This is a genomic window from Seonamhaeicola algicola, assembly GCF_007997385.1.
Classification (GTDB): Bacteria; Bacteroidota; Bacteroidia; order Flavobacteriales; family Flavobacteriaceae; genus Seonamhaeicola; species Seonamhaeicola algicola.
Genome location: NZ_VOSC01000007.1, coordinates 121,307 through 142,970, shown reverse-complemented (window position 1 = coordinate 142,970; position 21,664 = coordinate 121,307). Strand labels below are relative to the sequence as shown.

Genomic DNA, 21,664 nt, shown 5'->3' with positions numbered 1-21,664 from the left:
TGGAAAGAAATTATAACGAAATAAAAAATAAAGTGTTAATAATGAAAAAGACATTTATAAAAGGCTTAATTCCGCTACTTATTTTTGCCTGTACATTTCAATCATGTGTAGATGAATTAGACCAAGTAAACCCTAATGCTTTAACATTAGGTACGTTTTGGCAAACAACAGCCGATTTAAATACAGGTTTAAATGCCGTTTATGCAGCCATGAGAGATGAAGATATTCTAGGAATTCTTTGGGATTATACCCGTACAGATATAGCGGTACCGTTTTCTCAAAGAAGTAATGCTATAGGAAACCCTATTTATGATCAAACCTTTGATTTAACAACAAATGAAGTACAAAATAAATGGGATGCTTGTTACAGAGGTGTGTTTAGAGCCAACCAAGTAATTGATGCTTACAATAGGTTAAACCCTTCAATTAACGATGAAACAGCTAGTTTAATTTTAGCCCAAGCAAGAGCGTTAAGAGGCTATTTTTATTACACATTGCACCATACATTTAATAATGGTTCAGTGCCGTTATTTGAAACAGTACCAACAGATTTTAATGATTTTCAAATAGCATTTTCTTCTTCCGAAGAAATTAAAACATTCTTTAGAGCAGATTTACAATATGGTTTAGATAATTTACCCGCAACATACAACGCATGGCAATCTGAAGTTGGTAGCGGTAATTTAGGAAGAATCACAGCCGGTTTTTGTGAAGCCTTATTAGGAAAAAGTTACTTAAACGAAAACGATTTTACAAATGCTGAAATATATCTTAAAAACGTAATTGATAACTATAACTATCAATTAACTGATGATTTATCAGAATGTGTAACAGGCATTGCAGAGTTTAATAATGAATCAATTTTCGAAATTAATTATTCCTATGAAGCCAACCCTTTAGGTTTAGATGAGCAAAACCTTTCACAACGTATTACACACTTTTTAAATGACGGAAACAGAATACAGTTTTCATCATGGTTAACACTTAAATACAGAAATGAAAGACCAGACCCTGCAGACCCTGCAAACTATGTAAACAGAAATGTTTATGATGCCAGTGGAGATTTAGAAAGCATACAAGAAAACGTTTTAAGAATGTACAGCTTACGTATGAACAACTCAATATCATCTGTTGATGATAGAGATGACAGAATGTACGGTGTTGAATTAGCTGATTACGGTACCGAAACATCGGCAGCTCCACACGCAAGACAATTTCCTAACTTTATTAAAAAGTTTACAGGCTGGAATACAAATAACGGTGGTATTGGTGAAGCAGAAGATCCTGAAAAAGATAACAGATCTGATATTAATATACCAATAATGCGTTTAGCTGAAGTTTATTTAATGTATGCTGAATGTATGATTGAAAAAGGCGATTTATCTGAAGCATTACGCTATATAAACCGCGTTAGAAAACGCTCTCATTTAATTTTATTAGGAAGCTCATCTGATGCCGGAGCAGAATTTTCAGGTACTGCAACATATTATAATGATATTGATTTAGATTTAACAAATGGTGAAGAGCCGGTAACGCTTCAAAACCTAATGGAACATTTAAGGTTTACCGAAAAACCTCTAGAGTTAGCACTAGAAGGAAATCGTACTATAGATTTAAGACGTTGGGGCGTTTGGAAACAGCAATTAGAACACTTAGCACAATTTGAGTATGATGCGTGGCACTTTAAAAATAACGCTATGAGCAAAAACCCAACCAGGTGGCGTTGCTTTATCATGCCAGCAGGTCAGGTACCATCTTACCCGGCAAACACAGAAGCGCCAGATTATGCTTTTAGGCAACCAGCCAACCTAAATTCTAATGCCAACAGAAGAACAAATGAACCTTTTTTAAGAGATAATCTTTTAGGTTCTCAAAATTTTATTGAAGAGGTACACAGCTATTTACCAGTGCCACAAGATGAAATTAATGCTAATTTAAATTGGAATCAATAATTTAATGTTTATGGTTTAAAACCAAAGCATAAAGCAAAATTTAAGATTATGAATAAAACAAATAATATATTAAAATCATTGTGTTTGTTATCATTACTTATAAGTTCTTTTGTTAGCTGTAGTGATGATGAATATGAAATACCAGGATCATTTGTAGACCTCTCAATAACCATGACCTCTGGTGCTGCTGCCGAAAGAGAATCTGAAGTTAATAGATTTTTCTCTTTCTCTGATATTTCAGCAGGAGCAGAGTATAGTGAGTGGAGAATACCAAATTCAGCCTTCTTTTTAGAAGGTCCAATTCCTAATAATTTAGATAATCATGATGCATACATAGCAGAACCTTCAAACAGAAAAGTATCTTCAGAAAAAACAGTACACGTACTCTGGAAAAAAGGAGATTCTTTAACTAAAGTAGGATATTTTGGGGTGTTTCCAGATTCAACATCATTTAGGTTTCCGGCTTACTGGGATTCAGATTTAGGCGAAAATGTTGAAGATACTATTAAAACAGTTAAAAGAAACGGTAAATGGGTAGCAGAATACTGGTTTAATATTGATGTGTATGATACCGTTGTAGCTACACCACAAGTTAGGTATTTAGATGAAACTATACTAAACCATAATAACACTCAAACTGTTACTTTAACTTTTGGCGATAAATTGATTTTTGAAGATTTAAGCGGCTTGTTAGAAAACAACAATGCAAGACCCAATACTACTGTTTGGAGAATGCATACCACCGAAGCGAATGAAGAAGATCAAACAAATGCATACAGAAATAGTTACACACGAACAAATTTAAGAGAGCGTGTAATAGACACTATTACCTTTGATGAATTAGGAGAGTTTAAAGTAGAGCTAACAGCCACACGAGAAAGAACTGATAATTTAAAGCAAAGCCAAAATACATACAATATACCAACAATATTTAACGTAATTCCGTTAACTGAGCCATTAGAGCAAACAGGTACTATTGTTGAAACTGATATGGATATTGTAGAGGTTACACTAAGCCATAAAATTATGCCGCTAGAGGGCGCTGTAGTTGATAATTTTTTAGTTGAAGTTGATGGGGTTGCAAAAACAATTACGGCAATAACTAGAAATGCTAATGGCACAAAGTTATTAATAGATTTATCTGACGATCCAATACTGCCTGAAGATGATGGCAAAACCGTTGTAGTGTCTTATGATGGGGCAAGTAGTTTATTAAAATCTTTTGATGAAAGACCTTTAGAGCCATTTTCAAACCTACCAATACAAGTATATGTGCCAACACCAACTGATAAAATAGGCAGTATTGTAGAAACAAATACTGATGTTATTCAAGTAACATTTAATCAAGATTTAAATCCAGATTCTGTAGCAAACGCCACAAATCCAGCAACAGGTTTTTCAATTATGCTTAATGGTAGTGCAGCTACAATTAGCTCAGTAGCTGTTAATGCAACAAACCCAGCAATTTTAGAGTTTACAATTTCTGAAGGTGTATATCAAGATGATGTAATTACAGTAGCTTACACAGGTCCAGGAGAAATTAAAACTGTAGGAGGCGGATCTATAGCAAATTTTGCCGCAGATACCGTAGAACCATACATTGAAAATTTATTTACAGATGGTTCTTTTGAAGGTACTTTGGGTGATTATTGGTTTGAAGGAGCAAGTGGTACAGGTGCAATTGTAGAGTTTTCAACAGATCAAGCTTTTGATGGTGCACAAAGTGTAAAGTTAACAAATGATAAACCAAGATTAGAGTCTGGCAGAAACTTAAATTATGAAGCTGGTGAAACATATATCATTTCATACAGAAGATACATTCCTGCCAGTGTAGATTTTGAAGCAGGTTTTAGAGCAGCCGATGCTGGCGAAAAAATTTGGTTTGATTTAGGTAATGGTAATGCCGCAGTAACACCAAGATGGTTTACAAACGGAGATCCTGTAAAAGACTCTTGGGAGCTAGTTGAAGTAGAAATTACACCAGGTGCTGTAAGTAATGTAGGTATTAGGTTTCAACCAGTGCCAACATCAGGAACTGTGTATACTTTATACTTTGATGATTTTAAAGTTTATAAAAAAGAATACAGACCATAAAAACCAAGTTTGTATAACTTTTGTACATATTTTAAAAGCTCTTGCACATGGTGTCAAGGGCTTTTTTAAGTATATTTCGGCATCAATTAAACACTTAACAATACAAAATGAATTTTAACTTAAAACCTTTATTTTTCCTAATGGTCGGTTTGTTGTTTTTAAGTTGTAAACAACAACAAGAAAACATTCAATTAGACCCACCAAACATTGTTTGGATAACTTCAGAAGACAACTCTAAACACTACATGAAATTGTTTGATGAAAACGGTGTTGCTACACCAAACATTGAAGCATTAGCTAGCCAAGGTGTGGTTTTTAATCATGCATTTTCAAATGCACCAGTTTGTAGTGTTGCACGTTCAACACTAATTTCGGGCTGTTATGCCCCTAGAGTTGGTGCGCAGTATCACCGTAAAATAGAACAGGTTCCTATGCCAAACGGTGTAGAAATGTATCCGGCTTATTTAAAAAGTGCAGGTTATTACACTACTAATAACAGTAAAGAAGATTATAACTTTATTAAAAGTGACTCTGTTTGGGATGATTCTTCTAAAAAAGCAACCTATAAGAATAGAAAACAAGGGCAGCCATTTTTTCACGTAGTTAATTTAGGCGATTCTCATGAAAGCAGACTGCATTTTTCTGAAGAACAAATGAAAAACAACCCAACAAAAACAGATGCTAATACTGTTTTTGTACAGCCAAATCACCCCAATACTGAAGTGTTTAAATACACAAATGCCTTTTACCGAGATAAAATGGTGCATATTGATAAGCAATTGGGTGAAATTGTTAAAACGCTTGAAACTGATGGATTGTTAGACAGCACAATTATTTTTTACTTTGGAGACCATGGAGGTGTTTTACCCGGCAGTAAAGGCTATATTTATGAAACGGGTTTACATGTGCCGTTAGTAGTTAGGGTGCCAGAAAAATATAAGCACTTGGTTAATGCAGAAATTGGAGGAAGAGAAAACGCTTTTGTAAGTTTTAAAGATTTTGGACCAACAGTTTTAAATCTTGCAGGTATAAAAGTGCCAGAAAACATGGATGGAAAACCTTTTATGGGTGAAAACATAACCAAAGAATATCTTGAAACTTGTGATGAAACCTATAGTTATGCCGATAGATTTGATGAAAAGTATGATATGGTGCGTACCGTTAGAAAAGGTAAATACAAATACATGCGCAGCTATCAACCATTTAATTTTGATGGTTTAATGAACAATTATCGTTACAAGCAATTAGCCTACAAAGAATGGGCTAAATTATATGATAAAGGCGCGCTAAACGAGGTGCAGGCTGCATTTTTTAAAGAACGCCCTGTAGAGTTACTGTTTGATGTTGAAGCAGACCCATACGAAACTAAAAATTTAGCAAATGATGCTAATTTCAAATCTAAACTATTAGAATTAAGAGGAAAGTTAAATAATTGGGTAGAAAGCATGCCAGATTTATCATTCTATCCAGAACATTATTTAATTGAAAATGCATTTGAAAATCCTGTAAAATTTGGTCAAGATCATAAAAATGACATTAAGCGTTACATTGAAATTGCTAATTTAAGTTTACTATCATTTGAAGAAGCCAAAACAAGTTTAGAAAAAAGCTTAAAATCAACAGATGCTTGGGATAGGTATTGGGCCTTAATTAATTGTAGTATTTTTGGTGATAAAGCCAAAGAATTTATTCCTATTATTCAAGAAATTTCTAAATCAGATACTGAGTTAATTAATAAAGTAAGAGCCGCTGAATATCTAGGTTTAATTAAACATACAAGCCCTGTAGAAGTAATGACACAGGCGTTGTATCAATCTAAACAAGCAGCTGAAGCTTTATTAATTATTAACTGCATTGTTTTAATGGATCAAGAAGAAGGTAACCATCATTATAAATTCAATATCGATGTAAATAAAATTGATAAAAACATATTAAAAGTACAAGAGCTAGAACGTAAAATGAATTACATAAAAAACGTAATTAATATATAAACATTAAAAAACATTATACAAAGCCTATGAGAAATCATAGGCTTTTTTTAACCATACCAATCACTCAAAAAATCATTTGATATATAATTAAGTTAAAGTTATATATAGTTTTGTAATAAACATTCAAACTAAATTACACCCAATGAAATTTTATTTAAGTCTATTTGCAATAACACTTTTGCTTTTTAATTGTAATGAAACTAAAAAGCAAACAGCACAAACAGCATTTAAAAAGCCCAATGTTATTCTAGTTATAACCGATGATCAAGGCTACGGAGATATTGGAGCACACGGAAACAAAGTTATAAAAACGCCTAATATTGATGCATTGCATAGTGAAAGTTACAGATTTACAGATTTTCACGTAGGGCCAACATGTGCACCAACGCGCTCTGGTTTAATGACGGGTAGATATGCTAATGAAGTAGGCGTATGGCACACCGTAGGTGGTTGGTCTTTATTAAGAGAGCAAGAAAAAACATTAGCCAATATGTTTACACAAGCAGGTTATGCCACAGGCGGATTTGGTAAATGGCATTTAGGCGATAATTATGGTTTTAGGCCAGAAGATAGAGGTTTTCAAGAAACCGTAATGCACGGAGGTGGCGGTGTTGACCAAACACCAGATTATTGGAATAACGATTATTTTAACGATACCTATTTTCACAACGGTAAACCCCAAAAGTATGAAGGCTACTGCACCGATGTGTTTTTTAGAGAAGCCACTAGGTTTATTGCTGAAAACAAAGAAAAACCATTTTTTTGCTACATTTCAACTAATGCACCACATGGGCCATACCACGTACCTTTAAATTACTACAATATTTATAAAGATTTAGGTAATGATGTGTTGAAAGAAAACCAAAAACGTTTCTATGGAATGATTACTAATGTTGATGATAACTTAGGGAAACTTCGTAACACCTTAAAAGAATTGAATATAGCCGATAATACTATTTTAATTTTTATGACCGATAACGGAACCACAGGCTATTACAACAAAAAAGGTGATGTTACAGGGTATAATGCAGATATGCGAGGAACAAAAGGAAGCGAGTATGAAGGTGGCCATAGAGTGCCGTTTTTTATCTACTGGAAAGATGGAAACTTAGCTACAGGAACAGATATTAATCAGCTTTCTGCTAATTTAGATGTAATGCCAACCTTAGCAGAGTTGTGTAAAATAGATTTGCCAGAAAATCACCTAGAATTAGCAGGACAAAGTTTAGTGCCTTTTATTCAAAATCCAGATAAAAAGGATGATAGGATGTTGGTAACAGATTCTCAAAGAATTCAAGTACCAGAAAAATGGCGAAAATCTTCAGTAATGCAAGATAAGTGGCGCCTTGTAAATGGCGAAGAATTATATAACATTGCCAAAGACAAAAGTCAAAAAAATAATGTAGCTAGTAAATACCCAGAAAAAGTAGCCGAAATGCGTGCGTTTTATGAAAAATGGTGGCAGCGCGTTTCAGTACAGTTTAATGAAGAAGTTTATATAAAAATAGGAGCACCACAAGAAAACCCTGTTACATTAACTTGCCACGATGTACACGCAGATAATGGTAAACAACCATGGAATCAACGTTATATAAGAAGTGGCGCCACAGGAGAAGGTTACTGGAGTATTAATGTTTTAGAAGAAGGCAATTATACAGTATCTTTAAGGCGTTATCCGCAAGAAGTAAATTTACTTATTAACACCACAGTACACGGTACAACACAAGAAGAACAACCAGGTTTAGCTTTTGATTATCCAGAAGGTGAAAATTTAAATTATACAAAAGCAAATATTAAAATAGGCACTGCTATTAATGAAACAAAGGCTGTTAGTAGCAACGATAAATCAGCAGATTTTAAAGTACACTTACCCAAAGGAAAAACAAAAATGAATGCAAGTTTTTTTAATAATAAAGGTGAAGAAAACATAGCCTATTATGTATATGTAACTAAAGTTTAAACAAGTATACTTAAAACAAAAGCGCTCATTATGAGCGCTTTTTTTATGTATAAAATCTACAAAAACCCATTTATTACTTTTTTCATACACTTTATTACTTTTTAGCATATTATCAATAATTAATTTTACGTCAACTAAACTTTAACAAGCAATAATGACTAAAATTAATACACTTTTAAAAAGCATTTTACTACTAGCTTTTCTTGGTAGTTTTAGTGCGTTTTCTCAAATATTTAGTAGCGGTTTTGAAAATGATTTAATTACAGAATGGAATACGAATAATGCAGGAGGGTTACCAGTTTTTGAACGAAGTACAGCTGCAAAAAAAACGGGTAATTATGGCTTTCATATAAAGTTTAATAATGCTGCGCAAAAAGCTAATTTAACAACACCTACTATTTTTAATTGGCAGTTAGGTAAAACATATAAAGTTTCATATTACTTTAAAGTAATTACACCAGCAAACGGTAATGATTCACACATAAAAACATTTGAAGGTGATAACTCTAAATTTGGGTTGCATTTGTATGGAAATAACGCCATAAACAATGCTACAACTACTACAGATTGGATTAAGTTTGAAGATAAAATTACCCCTGAAAAAGACGATACAGGAGGTTATGTTTTATTTACATTTAGAGCATCAGCAAGTGGTGAGGGTGAGTATTATTTTGATGATTTTATAATAGAAGAAGTAGTGCCAGACTATTTTGAACTATTAAAAACTACCAATGTAGCATCTAGTACTTCAATAAAATGGGTGCAGTTTGGGCCTGGAATGAGCGGTAATAACCGTTGTTTTTATACACATCCTACTGATCCTGATACACATTACACAAGTCCTAATATGGGTAATTCATACCGTTCTACTAATGGTGGTTTTACTTATGAAACTATAATGAATGAAGATGAACAATCATACAATACAGGATACAGAGGGCCTTTAGAAATGTATTCATTAGATTTTTCACGTCAAAATGAAAACTTTGGTTTTGCAACCGGTAAAGTAAAGGGAAGTTTATACAAAACATTAAATAAAGGCAAAACTTGGGAGTTACAAACCTCTTCAGTTTTAAGTAATAATTATTTATCGGTAGTAGCGGTAGATCCATCAAATGATAATGTTTGGTTTTTAGGAGCAGGCAGAATGCGTGATTACGCGCGTTTATCCTATCCGCAATCAGCACCAAAAGGAACTTATTTAGATGCTAATGCTAATGGTAAACTATGGAAAAGTACGGATAAAGGACAAACCTGGACACTTTCAAATACAGGAATTAATGCTAATGCAGAGTTTGAAACTATTTTGGTAGACCCGTTAAATAATTCAATTGTATATGCAGGTACTAATTACGGCTTTTACAAGAGTACAGATGGAGGTGCTTCATGGTCATTAAAATCAAATGGTATAAATCATGATATGATTCGCTCCATGGATTTACACCATAACAAAACAACAAACCAAGTTACTATTTATGCTTTAAGTAATATTACGTGGAAAGAAACAGCGGCCGGAAACTCTGTAGAAAATGATAAAGGAGGTGTTTTTAAAAGTACAGATAGAGGAGAAACCTGGATAAACGTTAGCAGTAATTTAGCATTAAATTTAAATGCGTTTGCAAATGATGGTGATAGTAATGTAGAAACAGATTATTACCAATCTATAGCACATTATTTTGGTGTTTCAACAGCTGCAGCGCAAGCAACATACACTGTATTGCCAACTAACATAACCCCAAGGTTTAACATGATAACAGTAGATCCTAATGACGCTAATAATGTGTATTTGGTAAACGATTTTTCAAACGTAGCTAAAGGCAATTTTGGTCCGGGGCAAATATGGCGTACAACTAACGGTGGCTCTAATTGGATTGTAACATTCAGAAACGGCAAAAACTGGAATAATGGTATACATGATGCACTTTGGGTAACACAAAGAAATAACCCAATAGGTACAAACATTACCATGAAATATAAAAGTGATTGGATAAACAGAGATAATTACGAACGGAAAGGCTGTAATTTTATCAAGTTTAATGCTAATGGTTCTGTACTTTATACTCAGTTGGCAAAAGTAGGTTTTGTATCTTATGATAAAGGAAACACGTGGGTTGATATTGATGACGAAGCGGCAAAAGAACCCAACTCTCCGTTAGATGGATGGGTTGGTGCAGGCAATAGTAATGTGCCAGGTCACGGATTTTATCAATCTGAGCTTTGGCCAGAAAAAGTATTTTGTCCTTCTGGTGAAAATAGTTTATGGATAACTAATAATGAAGGTGAAAACGTTAGGGCAGGCGCGCAAGGTGGTTCTGTAATGCATTTAGTTTATAATAGCAACGGCGTAAGGCAAGAACATTCTGTAAGTTCGGTAGTGGTTCATCCAACCGATAAAAATACGTGGTTTGCTACGTTTTTTAGGCAAGCCAAACGCGGACAATTGTTAAAAACAACCAATGCAGGTGCTACATGGAACGCTATAGGCACACCAATTCCTGAACCCTGGGCTCCAGCACCTCCAGGAAGTGGTGATCAAGCTGTACATCAACTAGGGTTAATGATTGATAAAAATAATCCTAATAATATGTATTTCTGTGTGCCAAAATCATCAAAAGATATAGAGTGGGTAGGTGATAGCTCTCAAAGTTGGGGTGTACATAAATCAACAAATGGTGGTGTAACTTGGAGTGAAATAAACACAGGGCTTCCAGCATCGCTAGATGTTGCTAGAATAGCTTTTGATCCTGATAATACAAATACATTGTACGCAGCTGTAATTAATAATAATGGAGGCTTGTATAAATCAACTAACGGTGGTGCTTCATGGTTTGAAGTAGCGTCTACAGTATCAATAGCTGCCTCTTCGGGTATTAATGATATTCATTTTGATGTTGATGGTAATGCATATATAACATCAGGGTATAAAAATGTAGGTATTAATGAAGGTGGTTTATGGGTTAGTAAAGATAATATGGCTACTTGGAATAAAATTTTTGATTATCCATGGACTAACCGTGTTGAGGTTTCAAAATTAGATACACAAACCATTATGGTTTCTACATTACCTAATACAAATGTAGATAGAAGAAATGGCGGAACATATGTATCTAAAGATGGCGGTAATACATGGGTAAAATTTAATAAAGGCAATGGGCAATCTGATAGGGTAAATGATATTGCTATAGATTATACCATTCCAGGAAAATATTATGCATCAACCCGTGGTAGTGGTTGGTATATGGCTATAGACCCCAGTCCTAACGCTTTAAATACTAAAGCAAAAGTTAAAGTTAATAATGTTGTGGTGTTTCCAAACCCTACTTCAAACATTATAAATATTAAAGGTGTAACAGGAAATATACAATTAAAACTATATACCATAGATGGTAAACTAGTTTTTAATGCAAAAGGATATTCAAATAAGTCATTTAACATAAATAAATTAACTCAAGGGCTATATATATACACAGTGTTAAGTAATGGCCACAAAGTATCATCAGGAAAAATTATAAAAAAATAGCATGAAAAAACTAGTAATTTTATTAATCATATTTCAAACTAGTATTTTTAAATCTCAAAATACTTCAGAAGAAAAACCTAATATTATTGTTGTTTTAGCAGATGATGTAGGCGTAGGTGATATTTCAAAATATAGAAGATTGCACAACCCCAAAATTATTGTTGAAACGCCCAATATAGATAAGCTAGCAACAAGCGGAATGATGTTTACTAATGCACATGCACCAGCAGCATTATGTGCTACGTCTCGTTATTCTATAATGACGGGTAATTACAATTACCGTAGTCCGTCACCATGGGGTGTTTGGGGTGGCTATTCAAAAGGTGTTTTTACTGAAGAAACCTTAACTTTAGGTAGGCTAATGAAAAAAGCAAATTACAATACAGCTTTTATTGGTAAGTGGCATTTAGGGTGTGGTTTTAAAGATAAACGAAAACCAAACAAAGTATATGAGGCTAAAACCGATAAAGATAAATTTAATATCAATGTTGATATTTCTGAAATAGTAAGTGATGGCCCAATGCAAAACGGATTTGACTACAGTTTTACACTACCTTCAGGAATTCAAAACGTACCTTATGCTGCTTATGAGAATGACCAATGGTTTCCGTTAGATAAACATTCTTTAATTGGAATTGTTGATGCTGAATTTTATAGAAAACTAGGCTTTACTTTAAACAAAAAAGAAGGTTACGGAGATTCAATGTGGCAACCAAGTAAAATAGGCCCGCTCATTGCCAATAAAGCAGTAAACTACATTAAAAAGTATGCAAATAAAAAGCAACCATTTTTTATGTATTACTGCTCGCAGGCTGTTCATACACCGCATGACGCACCACATGAAATTAATGGTGTAAAAATAAAAGGTACAACACCTTCAAAGCATTTAGATATGGTTAAAGAACTAGATGTTCAAATTAAGATGATGATTGAAGAATTGAAACGCCAAGGTATTTATGAGAATACCGTATTTATTTTTACATCAGATAATGGCGGGCTTCATGTTGATGGAGATACTTGGAATGCACACCATGAACCAAGTGATATTTACAGGGGCAGCAAAAATGATCCTTACGAGGGCGGAAGCAGAGTACCATTTATAGTGTCTTGGCCAAATAAAATAAAAGCAAATACCAAATCTAATGAACCCGTTTTAGGCACAGATATAATGGCAACTCTATCAGCTATTTCAAAAACTAAAATTCACAATAATCAAGCTTTAGATTCTTATAACCTCATGCCTTTTTTAAATAATAATACAAAAGCTAAAAAGCGTTCGCATATAATGCTACAAGGCGGTTCTCATAAAGAAGTGATGATAATAAAAGATGGATGGAAATTAATTATTCAAATTGATAAAAAAGATAAAACAAACAATACAAGAACACCCATTGCACTTTTCAATTTAAATGAAAACATTTGGGAGCACGAAACATTCAATTTTATTAATACACCTAAATATAAAAGTAAAGTAAAACGTTTGTTTGAATTATATAATCAAACCCGTGATAGTGGCGTAAAAACAGGGCGTTATTTTTAATGAAAATCAATTTTAACCAATATGTTATAGTTTTTGAAACGTATGTCTCATAAAAATACTTTATAATTTGGCAAATTTGTTTAAACCACTTAAACAAAAACATGAAACTAATAAAGCTTGTTATTACAATAACCATATTATTATTAATGGTAAACGTTTCAGCACAGGAAGCGTATCAATCTAACTGGGAATCATTAAAAAAGCATAATGCTGTACCGCAATGGTTTGCCAATGCAAAATTGGGTGTGTATTTTCATTGGGGTGTATATTCAGTGCCAGCCACAGATGGCGAATGGTACCCACGTTGGATGTATGTTCCAGACCGTGATGAAAATCTTTGGGGCGGAAAAGTATATAAAAAACATCGTGAAACTTACGGAGAAGATTTTGATTATCATGATTTTATTCCAATGTGGAAAGCACCTAAATTTAATGCCAAAGAATGGGTAGATATGTTTGAAGCCATGGGAGCCAAATTTATTGGATCAATAGCAGAACATCATGACGGCTTTTCACTTTGGGAAAGCGAGGTTAATGAATGGAATTCTGTAAACAAAGGTCCAGGAATTGATGTAGTAAAAGCCATTGGCGAAGAAACCAAAAAGCGCGGTTTAAAATTCATGGCAACATTTCATCATGGGTTTCACAATATGTTTTATCCTAAACCAGATTTATCGTATTTACGTCCTGTAACTGTTAACAAATACAATTATGTTTATGAAAATTGTGAAGTGCCACAAAACCCTAAATACCGCGTACTTTATGGTAATATGGATTATGAAGAAGCACAAGACTTATGGCTAGGTAAATTAAACGAAGTCATTGAGGCACATTGTCCAGATTATATTTGGATGGATTTTGGGCAACGTTTCATTTCCGAAGATTATAGGAAACAATTTTTAACAAACTATTTTAATAAAGCTCAAAAAGAAGGAAAAGAAGTAGTTGTTAACACTAAAGGAGATTTCTTTCCAACAGAATTAGCCGTAGTGAATGTGGAGCGCGCTACTATGGAAGATATTACCCCAGAAGTATGGATAACAGATTTTATACTAGGTAGTAGTTGGTGTTATAACAAAGAAAAAAGAACTGCTATTAATCCTGCGCAAGCTATTAGAATGTTGGCAGAAGTAGTAAGTAAAAACGGTGTAATGTTGTTATCAGCAGGTCCTATGGCAGATGGTACAATACCACAAGAACAAGTTAAAGCTATGGAAGGTATTGGTGCTTGGATGAAACGCTACGGAGAAGCCATTTACAATACAAAACCTTTTGTTGCTTTTGGAGAAGGAACCACCATTTTAAAACGAGATGAAGCAGATGCTTGGAACGAATATGGCGCCATTAAAAAAGGGCTAAATAAACTAAATGCTAATGATGTAAGATTTACCCAAAAGGGCAATGTTGTTTACGCTATTCAGTTAGGATGGAATGAAAACACACCTGAAAAAGTTTTAAAAACCTTTGCAGAAAAAGCTAAACATATAAAGGTTAAATCGGTGTCTGTTTTAGGAAGCAATGAAAAAATTTATTGGAAAAACACAAAAAATGGTCTATTGCTAAAACAACCCAAACAAAAACCAGAAGAGGCTGATAAGGCCTTAGTTTATAAAATAAAGATAAAATAAATAGAACCTTGTTATAAATGTTTCAATGTCAATTACAGGTTTTATTGCATACAAAAACTAGTTTAAGACAAGAACAAAATAATAGAATAAACAAAAAATGAAAGCTAAACTATTTCCACTTTTATATCTACTTACAGCCTTAATGGCATATGCACAAAACAAACCAAATATTATCTTGATTTTTAGTGATGATCATTCCTATCAAACCATTGGTGCCTACGGCGGAAAATTACAAAGTTTAAACCCAACGCCAAATCTAGATAAGTTGGCGTCTCAAGGTATGATTTTTAATAAGTGTTATGTTGAAAATTCTATTTGTGCACCAAGTAGAGCTGCTTTATTAACAGGTAAAATGAGTCATTTAAATGGCAAGTTTACAAATACTAAAAAGCATCCTTTCAATCATAATCAACAACAATTTCAAAAAATTCTAAGAAAAAATGGCTATCAAACAGCTATGATTGGTAAAATTCATTTAGATGGTAACATGCAAGGCTTTGATTATTGGGAGGTTTTATTAGGTCAAGGTTCTTATGTAAATCCTGTATTACTTTCTGAAGAAGGTGAAAAAAAATACGAAGGTTATACCACCAATATTATAACAGATAAATCTTTAGATTGGTTAGAAAACAAACGCGATAAAACCAAACCTTTTATGATGATGTTACATCATAAAGCACCGCACAGGGCATGGGTACCAAGTAGAGAGCACATGAGTATGTATGAAAACATTGAAATACCCGAACCTAATAATTTATTTGATGATTATAAAACAAGAACCACGGCAGCACATGGGCAAACCATGAGTATTTTAAAAGACATGAATTTGCACAGAGACCTTAAAATAACAGAGGCCGAAAATGAGTATTGGAAAGTTACTAAAGGTATTGATGATAGGTTTGATGCCCGACGAGAAAAATATAAAAATTTAAATTTAGAAGGTGATGATTTACTAAAACTTAAATACCAAATTTACATGAAAGATTACTTACGATGCATTTGGAGTGTAGATGAAAATATTGGACGTGTAATGGCCTATTTAAAAGAAACAGGTTTAGATAAAAATACCATTGTAATGTACTCATCAGATCAAGGTTTTTACATGGGAGAACACGGGTGGTTTGATAAACGTTTTATGTATGAAGAATCATTTAGAACACCACTGATTGTTAAGTGGCCAGGGCAAACCAAACCAGGAAGCGTAAATTCAGATTTAGTACAAAATATAGATTTTGCTGAAACCTTTTTAGACATAGCAGGAGCACCAATTCCAGAGGATATGCAAGGGAAAAGTTTAGTGCCAATTTTAAAAGGAAAAACACCAAAAGATTGGAGAAAAAGTCTCTATTATCATTATTACGAATATCCAGGTGCACATTCTGTACGTAAGCATGAAGGTGTAGCAAACAAACGCTATAAACTTATTAGGTTTTATGGGAAAGATGTTAAAAATGAAGAAGAATGGGAGTTTTATGATTTAAAAAAAGATCCTGCCGAAATGAATAACTTGTATCCAAGATTAAAAAATAGTAGTAAAATTTCAGAAATGAAAGAAGAACTACTAAAACTAAAAAAACAATATAAAGTAATTTAATACCAATTTAAAATTCAAAATAAAAACAATGAACAAACTATTTAGTTTACTCTGTTTTGTAGCCTTAAGTATAAGTAGTTTATGCGCACAAAACATAAATTTTAATAATTCTTGGAAGTTTTACAACAACAAAGCCGAAGGTGCCGAAAATACATCCTTTGATGATTCAAAATGGCGAGATTTAAACCTCCCACACGATTGGGCTATTGAAGGGCCTTTTGATGTAAAATATAATGCCCGTGCTGGCGGATTACCATTTCATGGCACAGGTTGGTATCGTAAACATTTTAAAATGGATGCTAATGCTAAAGGAAAAGTAGTAAGTTTAGAGTTTGAAGGCGCTATGTATAATGCACATGTATGGGTAAACGGCCAGTTTGTAGGTAAGCGCCCTTACGGTTACATAGGGTTTGAGTTTGATGTGAGTAAATATTTAAAGTACGATGGATCTGATAATGTGGTAGCAGTAAGATTAACCCCTGAAGATTTATCATCGCGTTGGTATCCGGGGGCAGGTTTATACCGTTCAGTTTGGTTAAAAATTGATAACCCTGTTCATGTAAAACAATGGGGTACATTTATAACAACACCAACGGTAACATCAAAAATTGGGGTTATTCAAAATGAAACAACAGTAGTTAATAAAAGTAACATAAACGCCACTGTAACAGTAAAACAAGAGTATTTTAATGCTGAAAATAAACTAGTAGCAACAGAAACCGAAGATATTACTGTAAAAGCCAACGGTACAGCTGTTTCTGCGCTATATACTAAAATTAAAAACCCTTTAATTTGGGATACAGAAACCCCACACTTATACAATGCCGTAACAACTATTATAAGTGGTAATGAAGTTTTAGATACCTATAAAACACGCTTTGGAATACGAAGCATAGCTTATACAAAAGATGGTTTCTTTTTAAATAACAAACCAATACGCTTTAATGGGGTGTGTTTACATCATGATAATGGAGCACTTGGTTCTGCAGTTTATAGAAGAGCCGATGAGCGTAAACTTCAAATTATGAAAAGTATGGGTGTAAACGCTATTCGCACAAGTCATAACCCGCCTTCAAGAGAATTTTTAGAGTTATGTGATGAATTAGGGTTACTAGTTCAAGATGAAGCCTTTGATGTTTGGAAAATGGAAAAAGTGCCTAACGGATATAATGTGTTTTTTGAAGAATGGGGAGCACGTGATATTAAAGATATGGTTTTAAGAGACAGAAACCATCCGTCAATAGTAATGTGGAGTATTGGCAACGAAATTATTGAACAAAAGGATAAAAAGAACGGTTGGAAAACAGCTAAAATGTTAAATGATTATGTGAAGGAATTAGATAGAACCAGACCAACATCGGCTGGTTTTAATAATTATTCCGGGCCTTATGATAATAATATGGCGCAACAAGTTGACATAGCAGGAGTAAACTACAAACCAACAAAGTATAGTGAAATTAGAGAAAATTATCCTGAAATGCCATTATACGGCTCTGAAACTTCAAGTTGTACAAGCAGCAGAGGTGTGTATCATTTACCAATTGAAAAATATAAAACACATGAATCTAAACACGTAACTAGTTATGATTTAATTGGCCCACCATGGGCGTATCCTCCAGATGTTGAGTTTCATTTTCAAGAACAAAACCCACATAGTATGGGAGAGTTTATTTGGACTGGGTTTGATTATTTAGGAGAGCCAACACCCTATGGAGGCAAAGATAATTCAACCAATGGGTATTGGAATGCAGATTGGCCATCGCATAGTTCATATTTTGGTGCGGTAGATTTATGTGGATTTCCAAAAGACAGATTCTATTTATACCAAAGCCAGTGGACAACTAAACCCATGATTCATTTATTACCACATTGGAATTGGCAAGGTATGGAAGGGCAAACTATTCCTGTATATTGTTATACAAATTGTGATAGTGCCGAATTATTTGTAAACGGAAAATCAATGGGAAAACGTGTTAAAGGTAAAGATTTAACAGAATTAAAGGTTGATTTTTTAAGGTACGAACCTAAAACATTCAAATCTAAATACAGGTTGTCTTGGGATGTACCATATGAGGCAGGAACTATTAAAGTTGTTGGTTATAAAAACGGAAAACAAATTTTAGAAAAACAGATTAATACAGCTGGAAAGCCAGCAAAAGTAAGCTTATCTGTTGATAGAGAAGAAATAAATGCTAATGGCGAAGATTTAGCCTATATTACGGTTAGAATAGAGGATAAAAACGGAAACTTATGCCCAAACGCTGATAACTTAGTAAACTTTTCAGTAAAAGGAGCGGGTGAATTATTAGCTGTTGATAACGGAAATCAAACCAGTTTAGAGTCTTTTCAGGCTAGCCATAGAAAAGCTTTTAGCGGTATGTGTTTAGCTATTGTTAAGGCTAGCAATACAGCTGGTAAAATAACGTTGTATGCAAAATCTAAAGGATTAAAATCTTCAAAAGTAGATATAGTTTCTAAATAAAAGTTTTTGTTATTTAAAGCTATAACGCAAAACATTTAAATAAAAATTTAAAGCCAGTATCTTAAGTATGAGTTACTGGCTTTTTTTAAAGCACAGCTTTATTTTTAACTGATGATTGCCTGATATTAAATTCGCCATTCATAACAATGGTTTCAATAGGGGCATTTTCATCTTCAATGCGTTTAAGTAAAAGTTCTGCAGCTTTTTTAGCCATATCATATGTTGGCTGTTTTACGCTACTTAAGGGCGGGCTCATTAATTCAGCTATTCTAGTTTCGGTAAAACCTACAAAAGCTACATCTTTTGGAACAGCATAACCATTTTCTTTAAGTTTTTTAATGGCACCAAGGGCAACCATATCATTCACACAAAAAAAGGCATCAGGTATGTCATGGTTAAAAATTAAATCTTCAATAACTTCCATGCCTTCTTTAGCTAATAATCCGGTTTCAATAATTTTATAGTTTTCTTTAGGAAAATTGTGTTTATTCATAGCTTTTTTAAAGCCCTGAACACGTTCATATGAAACAGATAAATCTTTATAACCAGATAGGTGATATATTTTTTTATAACCCTGCCTAATTAAATGTTCGGTGGCAAAAAAACTCCATTTTAAATTATTAAAAACTACTTTTGAAACAGGTACAGATTCTTCTATTCTATTTAAAAACACTATGGGATAGCCATCTTTAATTCTATCTTGGTAATATTTCATGTTTCTATTGCCCGTTGTTGGTGCAACAATTAATCCATCAACCATATTGCTAATTAGGGTTTGAGCATTCATAAGTTCTAAGTCCTCGTTTTCATCAGATTGCATAACCAAAACCTGATAGCCTTTCAAAATTAAAAACTCTTGAAGCGCAATTACAATTTCAGAATAATATTCGTTTATAAATTCAGGCACAACAACCCCTATATTTAAAGACCTTTTTTGGCTTAGTTTTTTTGCAATTGGGTTAGGCATATACCCCATTTCTTCAGCAGTTTTTAAAATGAGTGCTTTGGTTTCTTTTTTTATATCATATTTATCGTTGAAGGCTCTTGATACTGTAGAAACCGAAACGTTCAATTTTTTAGCTATGTCTTTAATGGTATAATGCTTCATGGGGTAAATATAGTAATTTTCGGTAACGTTTTCGGAAATTTATATCGTTTTCGGTAACGTTACCGAAGATATATTTAAGGCTTTTTAGTTTAGGTATATATTCTGGGGTTATATTTAAAATAAATTAATTTTTCTTTTCATGAACAATATTGATATTATTGTCATTTTAGTGTTTACGGCTTTAGTTTTTGTTTGCGGTATGAGTTTCTCAAAAGCAGGCAAAAACATGAAGTCGTTTTTTGCTGCTGGTGGCGCTTTACCTTGGTGGATGAGTGGTTTGTCCTTATTTATGAGTTTCTTTTCTGCAGGAACTTTTGTTGTTTGGGGCTCTATAGCTTACTCTAGTGGTTGGGTTGCTGTTAGTATTCAATGGACAATGTGCATAGCTGGTATTATTATTGGCTTTTTTATTGCACCAAAATGGCAAAAAACAAAAGCTTTAACAGCTGCCGAGTTTATTGCTGATAGGTTAGGGGTAACAACACAAAAAATTTACACCTATTTATTTTTATTTATTTCCATTTTTACAACAGGTGCATTTTTATATCCAGTTGCTAAAATAGTTGAGGTTTCAACAGGAATTCCTATAACTACAAGTATTATTGTTTTAGGTATTTTAATACTTATTTACACAGCTGTTGGTGGTCTTTGGGCTGTAATTGTAACCGATGTGTTGCAATTTATTGTATTAACTGCAGCGGTACTTATTGTATTACCATTATCATTTGATAAAATTGGGGGAATAAATAATTTTATAGAAAAAGCTCCTGAGCATTTTTTCGATTTTACAAATTCAGAATACACAGGTGTTTTCATGGTGGCTTTTGGGTTATATAACTTATTTTTTATTGCTGGAAATTGGGCTTATATACAGCGTTATACCAGTGTTGCTACGCCTAAAGATGCTAAAAAAGTAGGTTGGCTATTTGGCGGATTATATGTTATTAGTCCATTAATTTGGATGTTGCCTCCAATGATTTATAAAGTTTTAAATCCTGATTTAGGAAACTTAGCCGATGAAGGTGCTTATTTACTAATGTGTAAAGAAGTATTACCAGTAGGTATGCTTGGGCTAATGTTAGGTGGTATGGTATTCGCTACATCAAGCTCTGTAAATACAACATTAAATATTTCAGCAGGTGTATTAGCAAATGATATTTATAAAAATATGTTTCCCAATACTACAAACCAAACTTTAGTAAAAGTAGGAAGAATAGCTACTGTTGTTTTAGGTGTTTTAACTATAATTATTGCTTTACTAGTACCTTATTTTGGCGGTATTGTTGAAGTAGTTATGAGTTTGGCAGCTTTAACAGGTGGTGCTATGTTTTTGCCACCACTTTGGGCGCTGTTTTCAAAATATCAAACAGGAAAAACGGTATTAGCAGTAACAGTAATTTCATTAACTATAAATGCATTTTTTAAGTTTTTTGCACCAAGTTTAATTGGTGTAACACTAGGGCGTGCTATGGAAATGGTAGTGGGTATGGGTATTCCTATTGTATTACTAGCCATTTTAGAAGTTTATCTTATACAAACTAAAAGTAGTACAACTCAGTACACTAACTATTTAGCTGTGAAAAATTCAAAAGAAGCGGTAGCTAATAATGAAGAAGAAGATACTAGCAGTAATAAAAAAGGTATTAAAGTAATTGGCATAGGTGTAGCGGCTACAGGCTTGTTAATAACCATATTGGCCTTTTTAGCCCAATCAAATAAAACACTTATTTGGGGCATGGGTACATTTATTATGCTTTTAGGATTATTTATTATAAAAAAATCAAAATAGAAACAA

At 33.4% G+C, this 21,664-nt stretch carries 11 protein-coding genes; 10 read left to right on the top strand and 1 reads right to left on the bottom strand.

What is annotated here, in order from left to right; genetic code table 11:
* Positions 1–41 precede the first annotated feature (41 nt).
* The 9 genes from FUA26_RS02210 (at position 42) to galB (ending at position 18,761) form a co-directional block, all read left to right on the top strand.
* On the top strand, positions 42–1,952 hold the full coding sequence (locus FUA26_RS02210) for a RagB/SusD family nutrient uptake outer membrane protein (protein ID WP_186826838.1): 1,911 nt from the start codon (positions 42–44) through the stop codon (positions 1,950–1,952).
* A gap of 48 nt (positions 1,953–2,000) precedes the next feature.
* Positions 2,001–4,046 (top strand): SwmB domain-containing protein, encoded by a 2,046-nt coding sequence (locus tag FUA26_RS02205; RefSeq protein WP_147130986.1) that lies wholly within the window; start codon positions 2,001–2,003, stop codon positions 4,044–4,046.
* Between the two features lie 107 nt (positions 4,047–4,153).
* Entirely contained in the window at positions 4,154–6,037 is a 1,884-nt protein-coding gene (locus FUA26_RS02200) for a sulfatase family protein (protein WP_246109054.1), read from the top strand.
* Between the two features lie 142 nt (positions 6,038–6,179).
* Positions 6,180–7,997: an arylsulfatase gene (locus FUA26_RS02195; protein ID WP_147130984.1), complete on the top strand. Its 1,818-nt coding sequence runs from the start codon at positions 6,180–6,182 to the stop codon at positions 7,995–7,997.
* Positions 7,998–8,151: 154 nt separating this feature from the next.
* The gene (locus FUA26_RS02190) at positions 8,152–11,517 is read left to right on the top strand and encodes a T9SS type A sorting domain-containing protein (RefSeq protein ID WP_147130983.1); all 3,366 of its coding nucleotides are present in this window, start codon (positions 8,152–8,154) and stop codon (positions 11,515–11,517) included.
* 1 nt (position 11,518) lies between these two features.
* Positions 11,519–13,057 carry a sulfatase family protein gene (locus FUA26_RS02185; RefSeq protein ID WP_147130982.1) on the top strand — a complete coding sequence of 513 codons (1,539 nt, stop codon included), beginning with the start codon at positions 11,519–11,521 and terminating at the stop codon, positions 13,055–13,057.
* A 101-nt stretch (positions 13,058–13,158) separates the two neighbouring features.
* Positions 13,159–14,685, top strand: coding sequence for an alpha-L-fucosidase (locus FUA26_RS02180; RefSeq protein ID WP_147130980.1), 1,527 nt, complete (start codon positions 13,159–13,161; stop codon positions 14,683–14,685).
* A gap of 97 nt (positions 14,686–14,782) precedes the next feature.
* A complete protein-coding gene (locus FUA26_RS02175; protein WP_147130978.1) occupies positions 14,783–16,279 on the top strand; it encodes a sulfatase family protein in 1,497 nt (498 codons plus the stop codon).
* A 28-nt stretch (positions 16,280–16,307) separates the two neighbouring features.
* Positions 16,308–18,761 (top strand): beta-galactosidase GalB, encoded by a 2,454-nt coding sequence (gene galB / locus FUA26_RS02170; protein WP_147130976.1) that lies wholly within the window; start codon positions 16,308–16,310, stop codon positions 18,759–18,761.
* A gap of 85 nt (positions 18,762–18,846) precedes the next feature.
* On the opposite strand, the gene FUA26_RS02165 is transcribed toward galB, so the two are convergent.
* Positions 18,847–19,869 carry a LacI family DNA-binding transcriptional regulator gene (locus FUA26_RS02165; protein WP_147130973.1) on the bottom strand — a complete coding sequence of 341 codons (1,023 nt, stop codon included), beginning with the start codon at positions 19,867–19,869 and terminating at the stop codon, positions 18,847–18,849.
* Between the two features lie 139 nt (positions 19,870–20,008).
* Between FUA26_RS02165 and FUA26_RS02160 the strand changes: the two genes are divergently transcribed.
* Positions 20,009–21,658, top strand: a complete 1,650-nt coding sequence (locus FUA26_RS02160) for a sodium:solute symporter family protein (protein ID WP_147130972.1) — start codon at positions 20,009–20,011, stop codon at positions 21,656–21,658.
* Positions 21,659–21,664 lie beyond the last annotated feature (6 nt).